Annotated in this window: 11 protein-coding genes; all 11 read left to right on the top strand. The window is 72.3% G+C overall.

The window, feature by feature from the left end; genetic code table 11:
* The first annotated feature begins 113 nt into the window (after positions 1 to 113).
* The 11 genes from ACIP9H_RS33780 to ACIP9H_RS33730 all read left to right on the top strand — a co-directional run bounded on the left by ACIP9H_RS33780 (position 114) and on the right by ACIP9H_RS33730 (position 17550).
* On the top strand, positions 114 to 608 hold the full coding sequence (locus ACIP9H_RS33780; RefSeq protein WP_401962772.1) for a hypothetical protein: 495 nt from the start codon (positions 114 to 116) through the stop codon (positions 606 to 608).
* 40 nt (positions 609 to 648) lie between these two features.
* On the top strand, positions 649 to 993 hold the full coding sequence (locus ACIP9H_RS33775) for a hypothetical protein (protein WP_401962769.1): 345 nt from the start codon (positions 649 to 651) through the stop codon (positions 991 to 993).
* Between the two features lie 80 nt (positions 994 to 1073).
* Positions 1074 to 3443 carry a phage portal protein gene (locus ACIP9H_RS33770; RefSeq protein WP_401962956.1) on the top strand — a complete coding sequence of 790 codons (2370 nt, stop codon included), beginning with the start codon at positions 1074 to 1076 and terminating at the stop codon, positions 3441 to 3443.
* 6 nt (positions 3444 to 3449) lie between these two features.
* On the top strand, positions 3450 to 3662 hold the full coding sequence (locus ACIP9H_RS33765) for a hypothetical protein (RefSeq protein WP_401962766.1): 213 nt from the start codon (positions 3450 to 3452) through the stop codon (positions 3660 to 3662).
* 4 nt (positions 3663 to 3666) lie between these two features.
* Positions 3667 to 3948, top strand: a complete 282-nt coding sequence (locus tag ACIP9H_RS33760; RefSeq protein WP_401962764.1) for a hypothetical protein — start codon at positions 3667 to 3669, stop codon at positions 3946 to 3948.
* Between the two features lie 291 nt (positions 3949 to 4239).
* Positions 4240 to 13869: a hypothetical protein gene (locus ACIP9H_RS33755; RefSeq protein WP_401962761.1), complete on the top strand. Its 9630-nt coding sequence runs from the start codon at positions 4240 to 4242 to the stop codon at positions 13867 to 13869.
* A gap of 10 nt (positions 13870 to 13879) precedes the next feature.
* A complete protein-coding gene (locus ACIP9H_RS33750) occupies positions 13880 to 14146 on the top strand; it encodes a hypothetical protein (RefSeq protein ID WP_401962758.1) in 267 nt (88 codons plus the stop codon).
* Positions 14147 to 14272: 126 nt separating this feature from the next.
* Entirely contained in the window at positions 14273 to 14503 is a 231-nt protein-coding gene (locus tag ACIP9H_RS33745) for a hypothetical protein (RefSeq protein WP_401962755.1), read from the top strand.
* 59 nt (positions 14504 to 14562) lie between these two features.
* Positions 14563 to 15111, top strand: a complete 549-nt coding sequence (locus tag ACIP9H_RS33740) for a hypothetical protein (protein ID WP_401962752.1) — start codon at positions 14563 to 14565, stop codon at positions 15109 to 15111.
* Positions 15112 to 15122: 11 nt separating this feature from the next.
* Positions 15123 to 15332: a hypothetical protein gene (locus ACIP9H_RS33735; protein WP_401962750.1), complete on the top strand. Its 210-nt coding sequence runs from the start codon at positions 15123 to 15125 to the stop codon at positions 15330 to 15332.
* Positions 15333 to 15477: 145 nt separating this feature from the next.
* On the top strand, positions 15478 to 17550 hold the full coding sequence (locus ACIP9H_RS33730) for an NUDIX domain-containing protein (protein WP_401962747.1): 2073 nt from the start codon (positions 15478 to 15480) through the stop codon (positions 17548 to 17550).
* Positions 17551 to 17662 lie beyond the last annotated feature (112 nt).

The following is a 17662-nucleotide window of genomic DNA, read 5'->3' as shown; positions in this document are numbered from 1 at the left end:
GCACGCGGCAGACGTCTGTGTGGGCCAGGGTGTAACAGAATGCGCTGCTTGACGTTCTGGGGGTGAAGGGGGGCGACGCTTACGTCAACCCCGTGCAGCAGCTCGGAGGAACGGTGACTACCGCGACAGCCCTTGCGACCGCCACGTCCCACCTGCAGGAGAGCCTCTTCTCGTGGCTCGAGCCGGAACCGCTCCCTGCCGCGGAGGAACCGCCGCCCGCCGTAGAGGAGACGACTGCGCCTCCCACGGAGGAAGCACCCCCGCCGCCCAAGGACTTGTCGCACAAGTGGATCGTGGCCGCCGAGATGGAGGTGACTCCGCGGATCGCCTCCATCGCCGACTTCCGCGGCTCCTTCAAGACCACCGAGGGACAGCGCGTCGACGCGCTCGAGGTGTACTGCAAGGACTGCCGCCGCCCGTACGACGAAGTCAAGGGCGACGACTGCGAGGCGAGGATCGACAACAGACATCTGATCGGTGGCGATCAGAGCGTCCGCGCAAAGCGGAAGGTCCCCACCCCTCCGCCCAGCGCCAAGCTCATTCCCGGCGGCCGGATCTCCCGCCAGGGCGTCGCCGCGTACGTGGCCGGAGTGTCCCGCCCCCGCTGAGGACGCGACACTAACGCGCCGCGCTGTTCATGGTGCGGCCGTGACTACTCAGCGAACCCCCCGGGCCCTGGTCCGCGAAGCGGCCGGGCTGTTCCTCACCGCGCTCGGCGCGCTCGGCGTCCTGGCCGCGCTGGGCGCACTGCACTGGGCCGCGGGCGCGGTTGCGGCCCTGACCGGCCTGATTACCGCAGGGCTGCTCATCCGCCGGCCCCCGGGTGGACCGTGGGCGCGCAGGCTCGGCACGGGGGCCGCCATCACCGGGTACGCCGGCCTGACCGCCTGCGCGTTCGCGCTGTGCACCCCGCTCGGCTGGCTCGGCACGGCGCTGGCCGTTGCCGGTGGCGGCATCTGGCTCGCCAGCGGTGACGACAAAGGGGCCGCGTGATGCCCCGACAGTTCCTGCCCGCGCTCCGCGGGCTCCTCGGACCTTGGGGGACGACCGCCGCGGACGCTGCTCCCTTGCCCGTGGAGACCAAGACGTTCGCGGCCACGCCGTACGTGTCAATGACGTACGCCGGTGTCACCAGTGTGTGGGGTACCGAGGGCCGCGCCGACGGCTGGGATCTCGACCGAGTCATTACCGAGGGTTATGAGCGGTCCATCTGGACTTTCAAGGCCGTCGAGGCGATCAGCAAGCACGCTGGCACGCTGCCCATCGAGATCGGCCGTGGCGGTGATGAGCGGCGTTTCGACGAGACGCTGGATGACCACCCGATCCTGCGTCTCCTCAACGGGCGAGCCAATCCGCTTGAGACTGGTGATGTCTTCAAGAAGCGTGTGAGCGCTCAGCTCCTGCTCAGCAAGCCTGGTGTTTTCATTGAGAAGACGTTCAGCCGCGGCGGCACCCTAAACCGGCTCGATCTCCTGCCGCCGAACCGTGTCCGGCCCATCGCGGACCAGCGATACGGCAACTACATCACGCACTTCGAGTTGACCGAACGCAACGGTGCCGTGCGCGAGCTTGAGCTTAAGCACGTCATCTGGCTGCGGGACCCGCATCCCACGGATCCGTTCTGCGGAATCACGCCGCTCGAGGCTGCGGGCCTTTCGATCGACCTGGATGTCAAGGCCCGCACCTACAACATCAGTTTCATCGACAATGACGGCAGACCGGGCGGCATCGTCGGGATCGACGCCGACGGCATCCCCGCTGGAGAGCTGGAGCGCATTCAGCGACGCCTCACCCGCGGAGCCCACCACGCCGGAGAGATGACCGTCGTCGGCACCGGCCCCGGCGGCGTTGCGTACGTTGACACCTCCGCCCGGCCCCGCGAGATGGCGTACGAGACGCTGGCCGACACCTCCAAGGGCGAGATCCTGGCCGCATTCGGTGTGCCCGAGAGCATCGCCGGCAACGCGTCCGAACGCACTTACGCCAACGCGGACCGCGAAGAGTGGAACTTCTGGGACCACACCGAACTGCCGCACCTGTCTCTGTTCGCGTCGGGCTTCGACCAGGAACTCGACGACGGCTGGAAGATCCGGTTCGACACCTCCCGCGTACAGGCACTCGAATTTCCGCGACGCCAGGAGCGCGAGGAAGCCCGCAAGGAGTGGGAAGCCGGACTCATCACCATCGACGAGTACCGGAAGGTCGCCGGCCGAGATCCCTTCAACACGCCACAGTCACGCGCACTGTGGATCAGCCCCCAGAAGGCTCCCGTGCCCGCAAACGACGCCGACGCCGTGGCCCTGGGCCTCAAGGAGCCTGCGGCACCCGCGATCGGACAGGCAGACACCCGGGCTCTACCGCCAGGCGGTGACTCCGCCGCCGCGGCGGTCACCGACGCCCGCACCCTCGGCCCCGGCGCCACCGCCGCAGGAGACGTCGCTGCCGCCCGCGCCCAGGCGGCTCTCCCCGCAGGCACCGGAACGGCGGCAGGCGCCGTCGCCCAGGCCCGCGCAGACACCGCCCCGACAGCCCCCGGCCCGGCAGCAGCCGATGTCGCTGCCGCCCGCACGACCCACAACACCGCCGAGCCCGGAGACGCCGCAGCAGACGTCGCCGCAGCCCGAGGCGGCATCGAGCACAAGGCGCTACCAGGCAACGAGGACGAGGACGGGTTCGAGGTTACCGATGGCGACTTCGACGCCCTCTCCACGGCCGTAGAAGATGCCCTCACGGCGCTTCTGGCCCGGCAGGAGGGCGTCATCGTCGCCCGTCTGCGTGCGCCCAAGACCCGCAAGCGCACCCGCTTCTGGCAGCCGGAGAACGAGAACGACACCCGCGGCGGCGACGCCGACATCGACGGTGACCGCGTCGTCAGCGTCAGCCGATGGGCAGAGGAGACCACCAACACCCTGACGCCGATCCTGCAGGAAGCCGCGACCATCACCGCCCGCCGAATCGGCCAAGCCCTGACGGGCAGCCCCGCGGTTCCTCCGGCCGCAGTAGCTGCCGCACTGGTCACCGCCTCCTACGCAGGCCAGGCAGTCGCCACACTCCTTGCCGAGCTTGCGCAGGTCCTGCAGGACGCCCAGGACAACAATCCGAACCTGGACATCGACACCCTCGTGCACACCGTGGGCGGCTTCTACAACGCTGCCGCCCCCGACTTGGTCGCCCGAATCGCCGAGATGTGCGCCGTGTCGACCATCAACGGCGCTGCCGACGCCGCCGCCGAGTCCGCCGGCCCCGACGTCGTCCGCACCTGGGTCACCCGACAGGACGCCCGCGTACGACCCGCACACAAGGCGCTGCAGGGCACCACGCTGCCCGTCGGCAGCCCCTACGAAGTGGACGGCTTCACCCTGCGCTACCCCGGCGACCCGTTCGCGCCGATCGCCCTGACCATCAACTGCCGTTGCAGACTCCACTACCGAACCGAGGAGTAACCCAACATGTGGCCCGCCATCTGGATCGCCTGGACCATCGCGTTCGCCCTGTTCGAGGGCATCGCCATAGCCAACAAGCGCAACGGAGACACCCTGTCGGAGAACTTCCGCGGGTTGTTCCACACCCGCACCAGCAAGGTCGGCCGTGCGATCTTCACGGTCGGCTGGCTGGGTTTCGCCGGCTGGTTCGCCCTGCACATCCTGACCGAGACGATGTGAGGCCATGTCGCACCTGCCCACACTGACCCCCGCCGACTTCGGCACGGGGACCTGCGGCCGGGAACCCGCCGGGGGCGGCACACCGTGCGGTGCGCCCGCCACCTGGCACGTCGGCTGGCTGCGCAACGAGGAGGGAGGCCTGCGCAACTCCCTGGCCTGCGATGCGCACATGGCTGAGGCCCGGGACCAGTTCGTGTACCGGGGCCGTCACCGCGTCAGCGCCGACTGCGGGATGCCCGGCACCGTGTGGATGACCGGCCGGTGCGGGGTCCTCAAGGCGGAGTGATACCGGAAGGCCCCGCCGACCGCACGAGCTTCTGGGCGGCAGACGTGCGGGCGCGGGGCGCCTCCAGCGTCGACCGGGCTCCTGCAGCGACGCCAGACCCGGCAACGGACCGCAGCGTACGGGAAATCCAGCACGCGACGTTAGCCGTGCCCGGTGTGCATGGTCCGCGCCATGGTGATTGCACAGGCTGAGTCGGACCTGAGTCGCGTCGAGTTCAAAGCGCAGCGGCCTTGGAACGCTGCCCTGCACCCCCGGGACTCAAAGGGACGGTTTATTGAGACGGGCGGCACCGTGCGGCTGTGGGGCGGCAAGCTCGCCCGCGTCGTCCGCGCGCTGCCGCACGACCGCATCCTCGTCCAGGACCAGGCCGACGACGGCACGTACAGCGGGCCCCGGCACACCACCAGCGCCAGGTGGGTCACCATGGTCGCCCGGCCCGACGGCACCGCGCCCACCGAGGACGAGCACAAGGTCGCCGAAGAGGACGTACGGCGCGACGAGGACCCGAACCGCGGCAACGGCGCGTCCCACGACGACGACGGCGACCCCACCACCCCGAACGAGCCGCACGACGTCGACGACCAGGGCCGCCCGATCGGCGACGACCACGGCGACGGCCCGGACGCGGCCGACGACCAGCCGGAGACCGCCGACGGCGCGCACCCGGTCAACGTCGACGCGCTGTCGAACCGGCCCAACGCGCAGGGTGCCCGCTACGCCGACACCGCGGCGGTCCGCTCCCACTTCCTGCAGCTTGCCGACGCCGACGGCACGAGCCCGGAGATGGGCGCGTTCCTGCGGCACGTTGCACACGACGATGCCCTGCAGATCACCCCGTCCGGCCGGTACGCGATCCTCCGCGATGACCAGAGCGGCCAGTGGTACCTGACCGCGACCGGCACCGGGCAGCGCATCAACACCGCCGGCGACTTCGCCAGCGTCCAGGACGCCGGCCAGTTCGCCACGCACCTGGACGACACTGCCCGCAGCGAGCAGGGCGAGACGTTCGACTTCTCCGACCCCGCCCTCGACAGTGCGGCCCGTTCCTGGCGCTCCGCCCAGGGCGAGAACATCCAGACCGCGATCGTCCGGGCCCGCCGCGACTTCGACGCCGCCCAGGCCGCGCCCGCACCGGCCCGGAAGCGCGCCGCCGCCCGGCCCGCCGCCCGCCCCGGGCAGCGCTTCACGACTCTCCAGGACGTACGCCACCACTGGGGCACCCTCATCGAGGAGATGCAGCCCCACCAGGACGACCCGCAGGCCCGCAAGGTCACCCAGCACCTCACCGAACTGTCCGCCGCCCCTCGCCTCAAGCTCGCCGGCAACGGCCAGTTCGTCATCCGGCAGAACCCCCGCGGTGGCTGGGAGCTGGTCACCACCGGCCGCGGCGTGCCGATGCCGCAGACCTTCGCCCGGCAGCGCGACGCCAAGGAGTTCGCCGACGCGTTCATCGGCACGGTCAAGGGGCAGGACGGCACACCGCTCGACCTGTCCGACCGCGACGTCCGGCCGCGGACGTGGCGCTCCGACGAGGACCTGAACCTGGAGCAGGTGTGGACGCGCGCCCGCACCCAGTGGGACCGCGAGCACGGCAATGACACCTCCGCGCAGCAGCGCCCCGCGGTCGCCGAGTTCCGCGGGCGGCCCGACCCCGCCAGCCAGGACACCGCGGACCTGACCCGCGAACACGAGGAGCTGGAGAAGGGCCGCACGTCGTACGAGCCCGACGCGATCCGCACCGCCCGCAGGGAGCGTCTCGACGCGGTCGCCGCCGAGCTGGACAAGCGCCGCGAGGCCACTGCGGGCGATGCCGCTCCGGACAGTGTCACCCTCAGCCCTGACGAGATGTCCGATCAGCTCGACTCCGTCCGCACCGAGGGGTCCCGGGCCCCGTCCTCGATGACGGACCAGGAACTGTCGGACGAGATGGTCGATCTGATGGGCCGCGAGATGGCGGACGGTGGCCTGTCCGGCATCGACCGCACCCGCATGGCCGTGCTGCAGGCGGAGACCGACCGGCGGGCCGGCCGAACCCCGCAGACGCAGGAGCGGCCGAAGCCCCCGGCGCCCGAGCCGGAGGGCATGTTCGACGTCCCCGCGGGCCCGGACAGCACGCCCGTGCCTGCGGCGGACCCGAACAACCCTGGCGATGTCCCCGACGACCCCCTCGGCACGCCCGACATGTTCGCCGACCACGAGGGCCGCGACACCAGTGGCCTGCGGTCGGTGCAGATGCGCAGCCCCGCCAACTTCGAGGCCGGGGACCGCTTCGTCGACGCCGACGGCCGCACCCACACCGTCGCGGAGAAGCCCGTCCGTACCGGCCGTGGCCGTATCCGCGTGGTCGACGAGGACGGCGGGGAGCACTTCCTCAGCCCTGACACGGAGCTGCGCGTTCTGCACCCGGACGAGGCCGCGCCCGAAGCGCCGCAGGCACCGGACGCCGCCCCGATCGGGCAGACGCCGCCGGAAGGCATGACCGACGGCGACATCGACGCGGAGCTGGAGGCCCTCGAGGCGTGGCGCCAGCGGCACATCGTGCCGGGCGGGGAGGGCCCGCGCCTGCCGATGCCGCAGGCACGCACGGCCGTGTTCGACATCGGTAATCGTCGTACTCGGCTCATGGATGAGGCCCGCAAGCGGGCCAACGAGCGCCGACGGGCCGACGAGCGGCGCAGGGAGGCGCAGGAGAAGGCGGAAGCCCTCACGCGGGCGGACGTCGGTGCCCGCAACCCCGATGGAAGCTACCCGGTGTCCGTCGACGGCGCCGACGTCGGCACCGTCCAGCAGTCCCATGGCCGGTGGGGCTACACCCACGCCGACGGCGGTACGTCCGGCTTGGTGCACTCCAGCCGGGGCGATGCCGTGGCAGGCCTCGTCCGGGGCCACGACTTCCGGCGCCAGCAGGCGGACCGGCAGGCACAGCAGAACCAGGCCCGTGAGGAGACCCCCGACGGGTGGTCGCTCGGCGACCGCGCCGACCTCAGCGAGAACGACGTCATCCGGGTGCCGATCACGCAGACCGACCGGGACGGCAGACCGTACCCCGTCGGCTGGAGAGACCCGGTCCGCGTCCGCGGGGTGAACCGCACCAGCAACGGGTCGATGGTCGTGTCCGTCGAGAACCTCGACGGCTCCCAGTCGGACCTGAGCCCTGTCATGCTGAGCCGCCCCGACGACACGTTCGCGTGGGCCAGCGACCGTACCCACCCGGAGCCCACACCGCGGTGGCGGCACGAACTGCGCGCCCGCATGGCCGACATCGGCGACGACATCGCGACCCTGCAGCGCACGGAAGGCCTGGACGACCCGGAACGCATCCAGCGCCTGCAGGACCTCATCCAGCACGTGGAGCGGGGCGACAGCGACGACCTGCAGGGCGACCTGCGCCGCATCCGCGACGAGACGGCGTGGCTCGAGGAGCAGTTCGACAACCCGGACCTGCCGTACGAGACCCGCAGCCGTAAGTCGTGGGCGACCGCGGCGCACCGGAAGGCCGAAGCTGCGCTCGCGCACCCGGATTTCCAGCACGGCAACGACGAGAGCCGACCCGACGGGCCCGACGGCGCCCCGGACACTGGCCAGCCGGACGTCAACGCCCCTGACGCGCCGGGCGACCACAGCGACGAGCAGCAGAACACCCCCGACGAGGGGGACTCGGAGACCGCCCCGCAGAACGATCAGCAGGACAACACCGAGGACAACGGCGACGGACAGCACTCCCGTGACCGCAACGCCCCGGACGAGGGCGGAGACGCTCCCGGCGACGGCAGCGCCGATCTGCCGAACACGCCGGACACCGCCAGCACCGACAACCCGGACGACGGCAACGACGAGAACCGCGACGAGGAGCAGCAGAACGACGACGACCGTCGACGGCGCCGGCGACGCCGCGGCGGGCAGGGCGGCGGCCCGGGAGGCGGTGGACCCGGCGGTCCCGGCGGCCCCGGCCTGCCCCGACTGAGCCTGCCCCACGGGGACGGAACCCCAGCGGGCGCCGGAGGCGACGGCACCAGGTCGTCAACGGGACGTGCCCACGGCAGCGCGGACGCCCTGCGCGACGCCTGGCAGAACGGCGACGGCCTGGAGCCCGACGAGGTCACCCCGGAACGCCGCGCGTACCTGGCGCACCTCGCCGCGAACGACCAGCTGACCCTGTCGCCCGGCGGCGGCATCGTCACCTGGCCCGAGGACCACAACGGCGGCCAGGAGTGGCACTTTGCGGTGGCCCGCAACGGGGCCCCGCTGACCGGCATCACCTACCGCACCGACGACCCCGAGCAGGCCCGCGCGCTCGCCGGCCGCTTCGAGCAGATCACGGACGTCAACGGCCGGCCGGTGGACTGGCAGCAGCCCATGACCCGCGGCTTCGTCGCGTCCTGGCGTGCTCCGGCCCCTGGCGAGCGGCGCCGGTACAACCTGCCGCAGGCCTTGGCCGCTGTGCAGCGGGAGTTCGAGCAGGAGCAGCCGCCGGCGGCACCCGGCAGCGGTGAGACTGCGGACGTCGTCGAACCGACGCCGGGCACCCAGCACATCACGCTGCCCGACGACCTCACTGACATGTCCGACGAGGATCTGGCCGACGCCTGGAGCGAGGGCCTGTCGGACGACGATCAGGCGCGCGTCATGGCCGAGATGGACCGCCGCGACGACGCCGACCAGCGCATCCGCCAGGCCGTCCCTGACTCCCCGCCGGAGAACGCCGAGCAGGAGCAGCAGCGCGCCGACGCCATGGACGCAGCGCTCCAGTTCGACGGCACCGACGTCGTACGGCCCGAGGAAGGCAGCGCGCACATCACGCTGCCCGACGACCTCACTGACATGTCCGACCAGGACCTGGCCGACGCCTGGAGCGAGGGCCTGTCCGATGACGACCAGATGCGCGTCATGGCCGAGATGGACCGCCGCGACGACATCGACCGGCAGATGCGCGACGCCATCCCGGACACCCCGCCGCAGAGCGCCGCGGAGGAGCTGCGCCGTGCCGAGACCATGGACCGGCTCATCGGCTTCAACGGCACCGACGTCGTCCGGCCGGCGCCCGTCAGCGAGTCCCGGCTGCGTACCGCCTTCAACGACCTGGACGAGACCCGGTTCCGTGCGGCGTACGAGGCCACGGGCGGCCGAATGCTCAGCCCGGAGGGCGAGCAGGCCGGCATCAGCGAGCGCGACGTGTTCTCCCGCAGCCTGGGCCCGATCGACCAGGTGAAGCGGTATTTCAGTCCCGAACTGCAGGAGTGGTTCGACAGCAACGGCGGGCGCATGACGTACCGCCAGTACCAGAGCCGTGAGCAGAACCGGCAGCTTGCCGCCGAGTTCGTCAGCATCGACGAGGCCCGGTTCCTGGCCGCGGAAGAGTTCACCCGCGGACACATGCTCAGCCGGGAGGGCGAGGCGGCCGGCGCCGGGCACCGGGACGTGTTCTCCGGCGGCAGCATGTCCGCCTTCGGCCGGTGGGAGCGCTACGCCAGCGAGGAACTCCGCGAGTGGTTCGACAACAACGGCGGGCGCCTGTCCTTCAACGCCTTCAAGGAGCGGCGCCGCCGGGACGACCAGGCCGCGCGACAGCAGCACGAGGAGGAGCAGACCGCCCAGCGTGAGGCCGACGCCCGGGACGCCGCGTCTGCGCGGCAGGCGTGGGAGGCGCAGAGCGAGGCCTGGGCCGAGCAGCAGCAGGCCGACGGGTACAGCATCGAGGCGGCCCCGGCCGACCTGCAGCCCGGCGACGAGATCACCTTCCCCGTGGCGGCCCGCCGCGCTGAAGGCACCGTCACCGAGGGCGCCCCGTACGTCGCGACCGCGCACGCCACCGTCACCGGCGACGGGGCGGCCGTGCCGGGCAGCGACCCGGCGGTCTACCGGTACCCCGTCGACGGGACCTTCACCGACCCCAACGGCGACCCCGGCCCCGTGAGCGAAGCCAGCTTGGACCTGGGCGTCGTGCGCCGCCGCCCCCGCCCCGGAGAGAGCACCGACAGCACGCCCGACCGCGAGGACCACGCACCGGACGACGCTGCAGGCGCCGACAGCCCGCTGGCGGAGACCCCGCAGAGCGATCCGGTCCCGGCCGTGCCCGACGCCGAGCCGGACGCGCCGCCCGTTCCGGCACCGGCCGACGACGAGGCACCCGCCGAAGCGCCCGCGCCCAGCCCTGACCCGGTCCCCGGGCCGCCGCCGGAGCCGATCGACGGGCAGCCCGCGCAGTGGGCCCGCGTCCGAGACCTGCAGCCCGGCGACGTGGTCCGCATGGAGGGAGCCACCAGGCGGGGCCGCCCCGTCACCCGGGCCGGGCACGTGTACCTGGCACCCGTCGAGGTCGAGGTGACCCGGGCCGGCCGCACCGAGAGCATGTGGCGCACCTGGGTCACCGAGCACCCCGACGGCAGCGGGCAGAGCGGCAACATCTTCACCTCGCTGAACGCGACCGCGGCCCGCGCGGAAGCACCTGACGACACCGTTCCCGGGACCCCGACGACCGGGGCCCAGAGCAGCATTGCCACCGGGGACCTGCCCGACACGATCCCCACCGACCACAGCGGCCGGGGTTTGTTCCCCGGCAGCACGGTCACCCGCTCCGGCGGCGACGAGGGAACCGTCACCGGCGCCACCGACAGCACCGTCACCGTCCACTGGACGGACGGGGACACCGAAACCGGCCTGTCCCCGTCCTCTATGACCGTCACCGACAGCCAGCGTCCCGACGGCTGGACCGCCGCCGGCCAGCACGTCCGGCCGGGGCAGCTCGTCAGCGACGACGACGGCTCCCTCCTCGGCCTGGTCGACGCCGTCGACGGCGACCGCGTCACCGTCGCCGCCGGCGAAGGCACGGTCAGCCGCAGCGCCGCAGACCTCCGGGTGACGGGCGAAGTCCGCGACGAGACCCCGGAGACGGCCCCGGTCACCGGCATCGACGACCCGACCGCCGCAGAACTCGGCGAAGGCGACGTCGTGGTCCTGGACCTCGACGGCCGCCCCGTCACCGCAGCCATCACCAGCCCACCCCACCGCGACGGCGACCGCATCACCATCGAATACGCCGACACCACCACCGGGGAGGTCGGCGAACTCGACGTCGACGCCACCGCAACCGTGCCGCGCGCGCAGGGCGGCGACGGCGCCCCGCACCTGACCACGGCCGACGCCCCCGCCCCGGCCGAGGACATCACCGTCCACGAACCGGCCCCGGTCATCGAGCCCGTGACCGGCCCGACGGTGGACCCGGTCATGTCCGCCGCCGACCGTGACGTCGTCGACGACCACGCACACGGCCCGGACGACAACCCGGACGCGCAGCAGGCCGCCGCCCGAATCAGCAACGACCTTCCCGTCACCCCCGAGCAGGCCTCGGCCCTCGCCGAGCAACTGCGGGCGTCCGCCGACCCGTCTGAGGCCTGGGGACGCGCAGCACTGCGCGCGGCCGACGCCCTCGACCAGGCAGCAGGACAGACCCCGCCGCCCGGCCTCACCCGCCCGCAGCCGTCGAACGCCGCGCAGCTCGCCGACGGCGACACCGTCGCCATGGTCGACGACCGCGACGGCCAGGTCCGGGTCTTCCGCGTCCTCGATGCCGAGGACGGCCCCGGCGGTGTCCGTAGCCTCCTCCTCGAGGACGAGAACCAGCAGTGGAGACGCCGGATCGTGCACGGCGCAATGCCCGTATGGCAGCTCCCCGAAGCCCGCCCGGAGACCGCCACGACACCCGACCCCGCTCCTCCGGCCGCTCCCGCCGCCCCGGAGGCTCCGACAGCGCCCGTATCAGCACCCGCCCCGGAGGCTCCGACAGCGCCCGTCGAGCAAGCCCTCCCGAGCGGCCTCCGCATCGGCGACGTCATCGACGCCCCCACCTCCCGCGGCACCCGCCGCCTGACGGTCATCACCGCGCCCCAGCGCAACGGCTGGCAGACCCAGTTCGTCGGAGTCGACGACGCCGGCAACGTGTACGACTTCGGCCTGCCCAACGGCCGCACCGTCGACGTGCACGAGCGGAACCAGCCCACCCCGGCACTCCCGTCCACTGGCACGCCCCGCGACCCCAACCCGGCGCCCACCGCGCCGGCCGACCAGATCGTCGCCGACCACGCCCGCGCGGTCGCTGCACGCATCATCAACGAGGCCATCAGGGGCACCGAACAGCCCACCGACATCCATGCCCTCCGGGAGCAGATCGCGCAGCGCCTCACCGCCGAGGCCCTGCGCAACGCCAGGAACTCGGTGCGGCAGCAGGCGAACCGCGCCCTCGACAGTGCCGGCGTCACCGGAGACGCCCGCACCGCCGCGCAGCGCGCCCTTCGCCAGACCCGCCAGGACGCCCACACCGCGACCGTGCGGGCCGCTCTGAGAACCATCAACGACCTCGAGCCGCTCCCCGGAGAGAGCAACGAGGACCTGGCCCAACGCGCGGCCGACCTGCTGCGCCTGATCCCCGACCAGATCCCCTCCCGCCCCGGCGCTGCCAGCGGAAGCACCGACAGCGGCATCACGCAGGCCGTCACCGGACACACCGACGACGCCCTGAACGCAGTCGTGGAGCAGCTCCAGGCCGCAGGCCTCGACGCCGGCGACGCCAACCAGATCGCACGGCTCCTGACCGGGCACCTCGACGGCTCCCGGCAGGCCACCGCCCGCCGGATCGCCCAACGAGTCGCCGCAGCCTCACCCGCGGCCGGCGAGCAGCCCGGCATGCTGGCCCGGATCGTCGCGCTCCTGGTCCGTCTTGGGAAGCGCCTTGTCGAGCAGGTCAAGGCCGCCGGGCAGAAGATCGCCGAAAAGTGGCGGGACAGCCGTGAGCGCCTGGCCCGCCTGCGGGCGTTCCTCGGGCGGCTCGCGCGCCGTGTCCGGCACTGGCCCGAGTCCCGGCGCCTGGCCCGCCTGGACGCCGCCGTGGACCTCCCCGACGTCGAGGGCGAGTCGCTGGCCGCCCGCGTGTCCCACTGGGCGGGACTGATGCCCGATCCCGGCCGCTTCGGACAGGCGCAGCGGCGCGTCACCTGGTGGCGGCCGACAACGTGGGGACGGCTGGCCGCCGGGCGTCTCCCAGGCCGCAGCGACCGCATCCAGTGGTCCCCGGACCGCGCGGCCGACGGCGGACCCGGCCTGACCGCGCTGCGGCACATGGCTGCCCTGCGCGCGGCCGGCGGCGACGTCGACCGGGACGTGACCCGCCGCCTGGCCGCCGCGCTCGGTGACGACTTCGGCGGGGACCCGCACGGCGCCCTGCAGCACGCAGACGACTACGTCGCCTCAACCGAACAGCGGCTGGTCAACCTGCAATCCGCACGGACCGGCGCCACCATCCAGGACCCAGACCTGGAGCTGGAGATCGACGCGGCCCGGTTCGAGGCGGCGACCGCCCGGCGCGAGTGGGAGGACCTGCGGTCCCGGTACGCCGCGGCGGTGCCCGACGCGGTCGCCGAGGCTCTTGCCGAGATCCGCGACATCGGCCCGGAAGGCAACGCGGGCATCGTGTTCGGGGCGGACAGCACCCCCGATGCCGAACAGGCTGCACGGGGCGTACAGCGCCTCTTGCCGCGGTCCTGGCTGGCGGTGCCCGCCGCCCGCCGTCTGACCGCCGTAGACGGCGACGCAGGCCGCTACGAGCCCGGGACGCAGCGGGCCACGATCGCCGACCTGGCCGACGGCGGCGTGAGCACCGCCGCGCACGCCCTGGGGCAGCACTTCGCCGAGCACGTCGACGACCTGGACGCGGCGCAGCGCGTGTTCTGGTTCACCCAGACCCACACCGGGCGCCCGGGTGCCCGCCGCATGAACCGCAGCATGCTGAGCCGGATCCTGCGCAGGCAGCAGACGCAGCCGGAGACCGGCGACAGCCTCGCCCGGTCCGTGCAGGCGATGTTCAACGGTGACTGGTACTTGGACGACGACCTGCGAGCGTTCCTCCTCGGACTGCTCGCCACGCGATAGGAGAGACGCAATGCCCTTCACCGTTACCGGTACGTTCGACGACGGCGCGGCCTACACGGTGCAGGTCACCGGGCAGGCCGACCGCCCGGTGGCGGGGTCGCGCCGCGCCGCGGCCCTGGTTGACCTTCACCAGGGCCGCCCCGTCTCCCTGTCGCCGACGGGCCCCCTGCGGGCCGTCGCGCCGGAGGACGAGGCGACCGTCCTCGCGGTTCTGCGGGAGCACACCAACGTCGTCGACGAGGGCGCGGGCGCGCCCCGAACCCCCCGGATTCCTTAGCGAGAGGCGACCTGCCCAATTGGGCAGGTCGCCTCCTGAGGCCAGAAATGGCGGGTTCGGCAAACCGCTTGCAACTTCGCATCACATGATGCAAAGTCGTGAGCAGTCGAACTCCGAGGGGAGACCATGAGCACGGACAGCGAACGGTGGGACATCGGCCAAGTCGCCGCCTACCTCGGCATCAAGGTGCCGTCCGCCCACGGCCAGTTGTCCCGCATGGGCATCAAGCGGATCGGCGTCGACGACACCGGCCCCAGGATTCGTGCCCTGTACGACGCGGACGAGGTGCGGGCGGCCCACGCCGCCCGCCCCGGCCGCGGGGCCAGGACCGACCTTGCCGGCCATGACTCCTGCTGACCGCGGGGGCCCCCGCCCACGCCAGGACGCAAACCGTGCGCGCTGTCCATGCTCGCCCCGTGACGAGATACGGATTCGCCATCAAGGCGCTCCCGAAGGGCAGCAGCAAGCCCCCCTTCGGGAAAGACAAGCCCGACGACGAGGAGCTGCTCGAGGACCCCGCGGCAGCACCACAGGACGCAGCGGCCACCGAGCCGCCCGCGGACACCCCCGCCGCCCCGTCCGCGCCGCAGCCGGACGACACCGCGGGGGCCCCGGCCGACGACACCGCCGCCAACGACGTGCCGGCACCGACCGACGACACCCGCCCTTGGTCCGGCGACATGTACGACGAGGGCGACGAGACCGACCCGGCCCAGGCGTACGCGGCCTACACCGGCAGCAACGGCGAGGAGGCGTGGCTCGACCAGGCGCCGGACGGCACACTGACCGGGTGGGTCCGCGACTCCACCGGCCAGGTCTGGCGGTACAGCGACGTCGACGCCTGGGCGATCGACGTCGACGACGCGCAGATGACCCGCACCCACAGCAGCACAGACGGCACCGACGCCGGCAGCACCGCGCCCAGCGGCAGCGGCCAGCAAGACCAAATGTTTCCGCCCCTGTAAGGAGCTGACCAGTGCAGATGAACCGCCAGTCCTACCTGGCCGTCCTCAACGAGGGCAAAGCCGCCTTCACCTCCGGAGACCCCTCCGACGCCTGCCCGTACGACCGTCTCGGCGACGCGGAGCAGCAGTTCGGCTACCGGTACTGGAACCGCGGCTGGGCAGAGGCACGCACGATCGCGGAGGCCTCGGAGCCGGAGCCCGCCACCACGACGGGACAGTAAGCGGCCTCGAACGGCACGGTGCCCGGCGGCCCACTGTCCACCGCCGGAGGATCCCGCCGTGCCGACCGCTGCTCCACCCACCAGACCCGCACGTCCCAGCACCACCCAGCGAGGCACCAGCCGGGCAATCTACGCCGTCACAGGCGTGGTCGACGAGGTCAACGACCTCATCCTGCCCGGCGCCTTCACACGCACCCTGGCCTCACGCCCGGTCAAGACCATCTGGCACCACGGGTGGAAAGACCCCGTCGGCGTCGTGACCGCAGTCGAGGAGTGGCCCCCCGGGGACCCCCGATTCGCCGAACTCGACGACTTTCCTGACTGGCCGGCCGAGGCCGGCGCCCTCGTCGCCAGCGTGGCCTACAACATGCACACCCAGCAGGGCCGCGACGCCTACTGGCAGGTCAAGCAGTGGCACGAGCACAAGCAGGCAGCATTTTCCATCGGCTACAGCGTGCCCGCCGCCAGCGCGACGCGCCGCAGTGACGGCGTTCGTGTCATCCACGACCTGGATCTTTTCGAGGTCAGCCCCGTCCTGCACGGCGCGCACCCCATGACCCGCTCGCTCGAGGTCAAGTCCAACCCCGCCACGGCCGGGCTGGAGTACAAGTCGACGAAGGCCCCCGTCATCGAGTTGGGGCCCGAGACGCTCGCGGGCATCAAGGTCGCCGGACTCGTCGTCAAGGCCGCCGACACCGGCCGTGTCCTGATGATCCAGCGCGCCCTCGTCGACGACGACCCGGCAGCCGGCACATGGGAGTGGCCAGGCGGGCACCTGGAGGACGGGGAGGACGCGCTCGCCGCAGCCCTGCGCGAGTGGCACGAGGAGACCGGATCCACGCTGCCCGGCACCGCGACGGTCGTGGGGTCCTGGACCGCGCCGAACGGCATCTACCGCGGGTACATCACCATCGTCCCCACCGAGGACTCGCTGCGCATCAACGTGCCGCACGACCAGCGCCGCGTGCCCAACCCGGACGACCCCGACGGGAAACTGACCGAGGTCACCGCGTGGTGGCCGATCACGGCGCTGCCGGACATGCCAGCACTGCGCGATGCCTGCCGGAACACCCCGTGGTCACTCCTGGCCGAGGCGACGCTGCCCGCTGCCGCCCCTGCCGACAGCGAGCCGTCCGCCGCAGCCTCCGAGTTCGCCGCCAAGGTCATGGCGACCTACCAGGCCATGAACGGGCAAGGCGCGGAGAGCAAGGGACTCCACCCCTTCCAGCAGTCCGCAGAATCCAACGCGGGGAACTGCACGTGCGGCATGGCGAGGGAGTCCGCCGTGCACCCGCACACCTTCACCAAGAGCCTCGGGTCGCCCCAGTGCGTCTGCTCCCGTCCCGCGACCGACCCGATCCACACGGACACCACCGAGGTGAAGTCGGCGCACCAGGCCGTCGCTGCGGCCCGCGCAGGCCTTGAGAACAAGTCGATCCCGCCCACGTCGGCCCGCGCCATCGTCGCCGAAGCCAAGAGCCGTCCCACACCCGCCCCGGAGGCCTCCGTGACCACCCCGCAGCCCATGCCCGAGTCGTACGAGCAGCTCCGCAGCCGGATCTCCGACAGCGTCCGCGAACTCCTCGGCGGAGACGACCAGACGTGGGCGTGCGTGGAGAGCACCTACCCCGACCGCGTCATCGTCTCCGTGTACTCCGAGGGGCCCGGCCCGTCGAACGCGACCTTCTCCGTGCCGTACAAGGCGACCGCCAGCGCCATCATCCTCGGCACGCCCGAGCCGGTCGAGCTGGTCACGGTCGTCGTGCCCCTCGGGTCCAGCGACCGCCGCGAGGCGACCGGCGGGGAGGACATCGACGCCCGGGTCGTCCAGCCCACCGTGGACGCCCTCACCGACGCCACCGCGCGGATCTCCTCCACCACGGCGCAGCCGGAGCAGCTCGAGGAAGTACGCGAGACCGTCCAGCGCCTCATCGCGGCCCTGTCCACCAAGGGCCTGGAGGTGACCCCCAAGGCCGACCAGCCCAAGCCGCAGCCGTCGGCCACGGTCCCAGACGGCCTGGCCCTGTGGGACGAGTTCACGTTCGACGAGGACGACACCGACGCCCCCTCCGACCCCTCGGACGCGGGCGCGGCCGACGACACGGAGGACCCGGCACAGGCCCCCGAGAACACCCCCCGCAAGGAGCCGGAGCAGAAGGGGTTGGTCCTCCTCGACATCGCCGAAGTGGAAGCCGCCCTTGCCGCAATGCAGGGCTGAGTCGCGCGACTCAGCTACCACTTCGGCCGCCCGCAGCATCTCCGCAAATTCACGACGCAACAAGAAAACCGCAGGTCAAACCCTATGCGCTGCCCGCTCTGAACGCACTGAG

Origin of the sequence: Streptomyces sp. NPDC088732 (assembly GCF_044751205.1) — a bacterium.
Classification (GTDB): domain Bacteria; phylum Actinomycetota; class Actinomycetes; order Streptomycetales; family Streptomycetaceae; genus Actinacidiphila.
The sequence above is the reverse complement of the archived record's forward strand: the minus strand, read 5'-3'. Positions and strand labels throughout refer to the sequence as shown.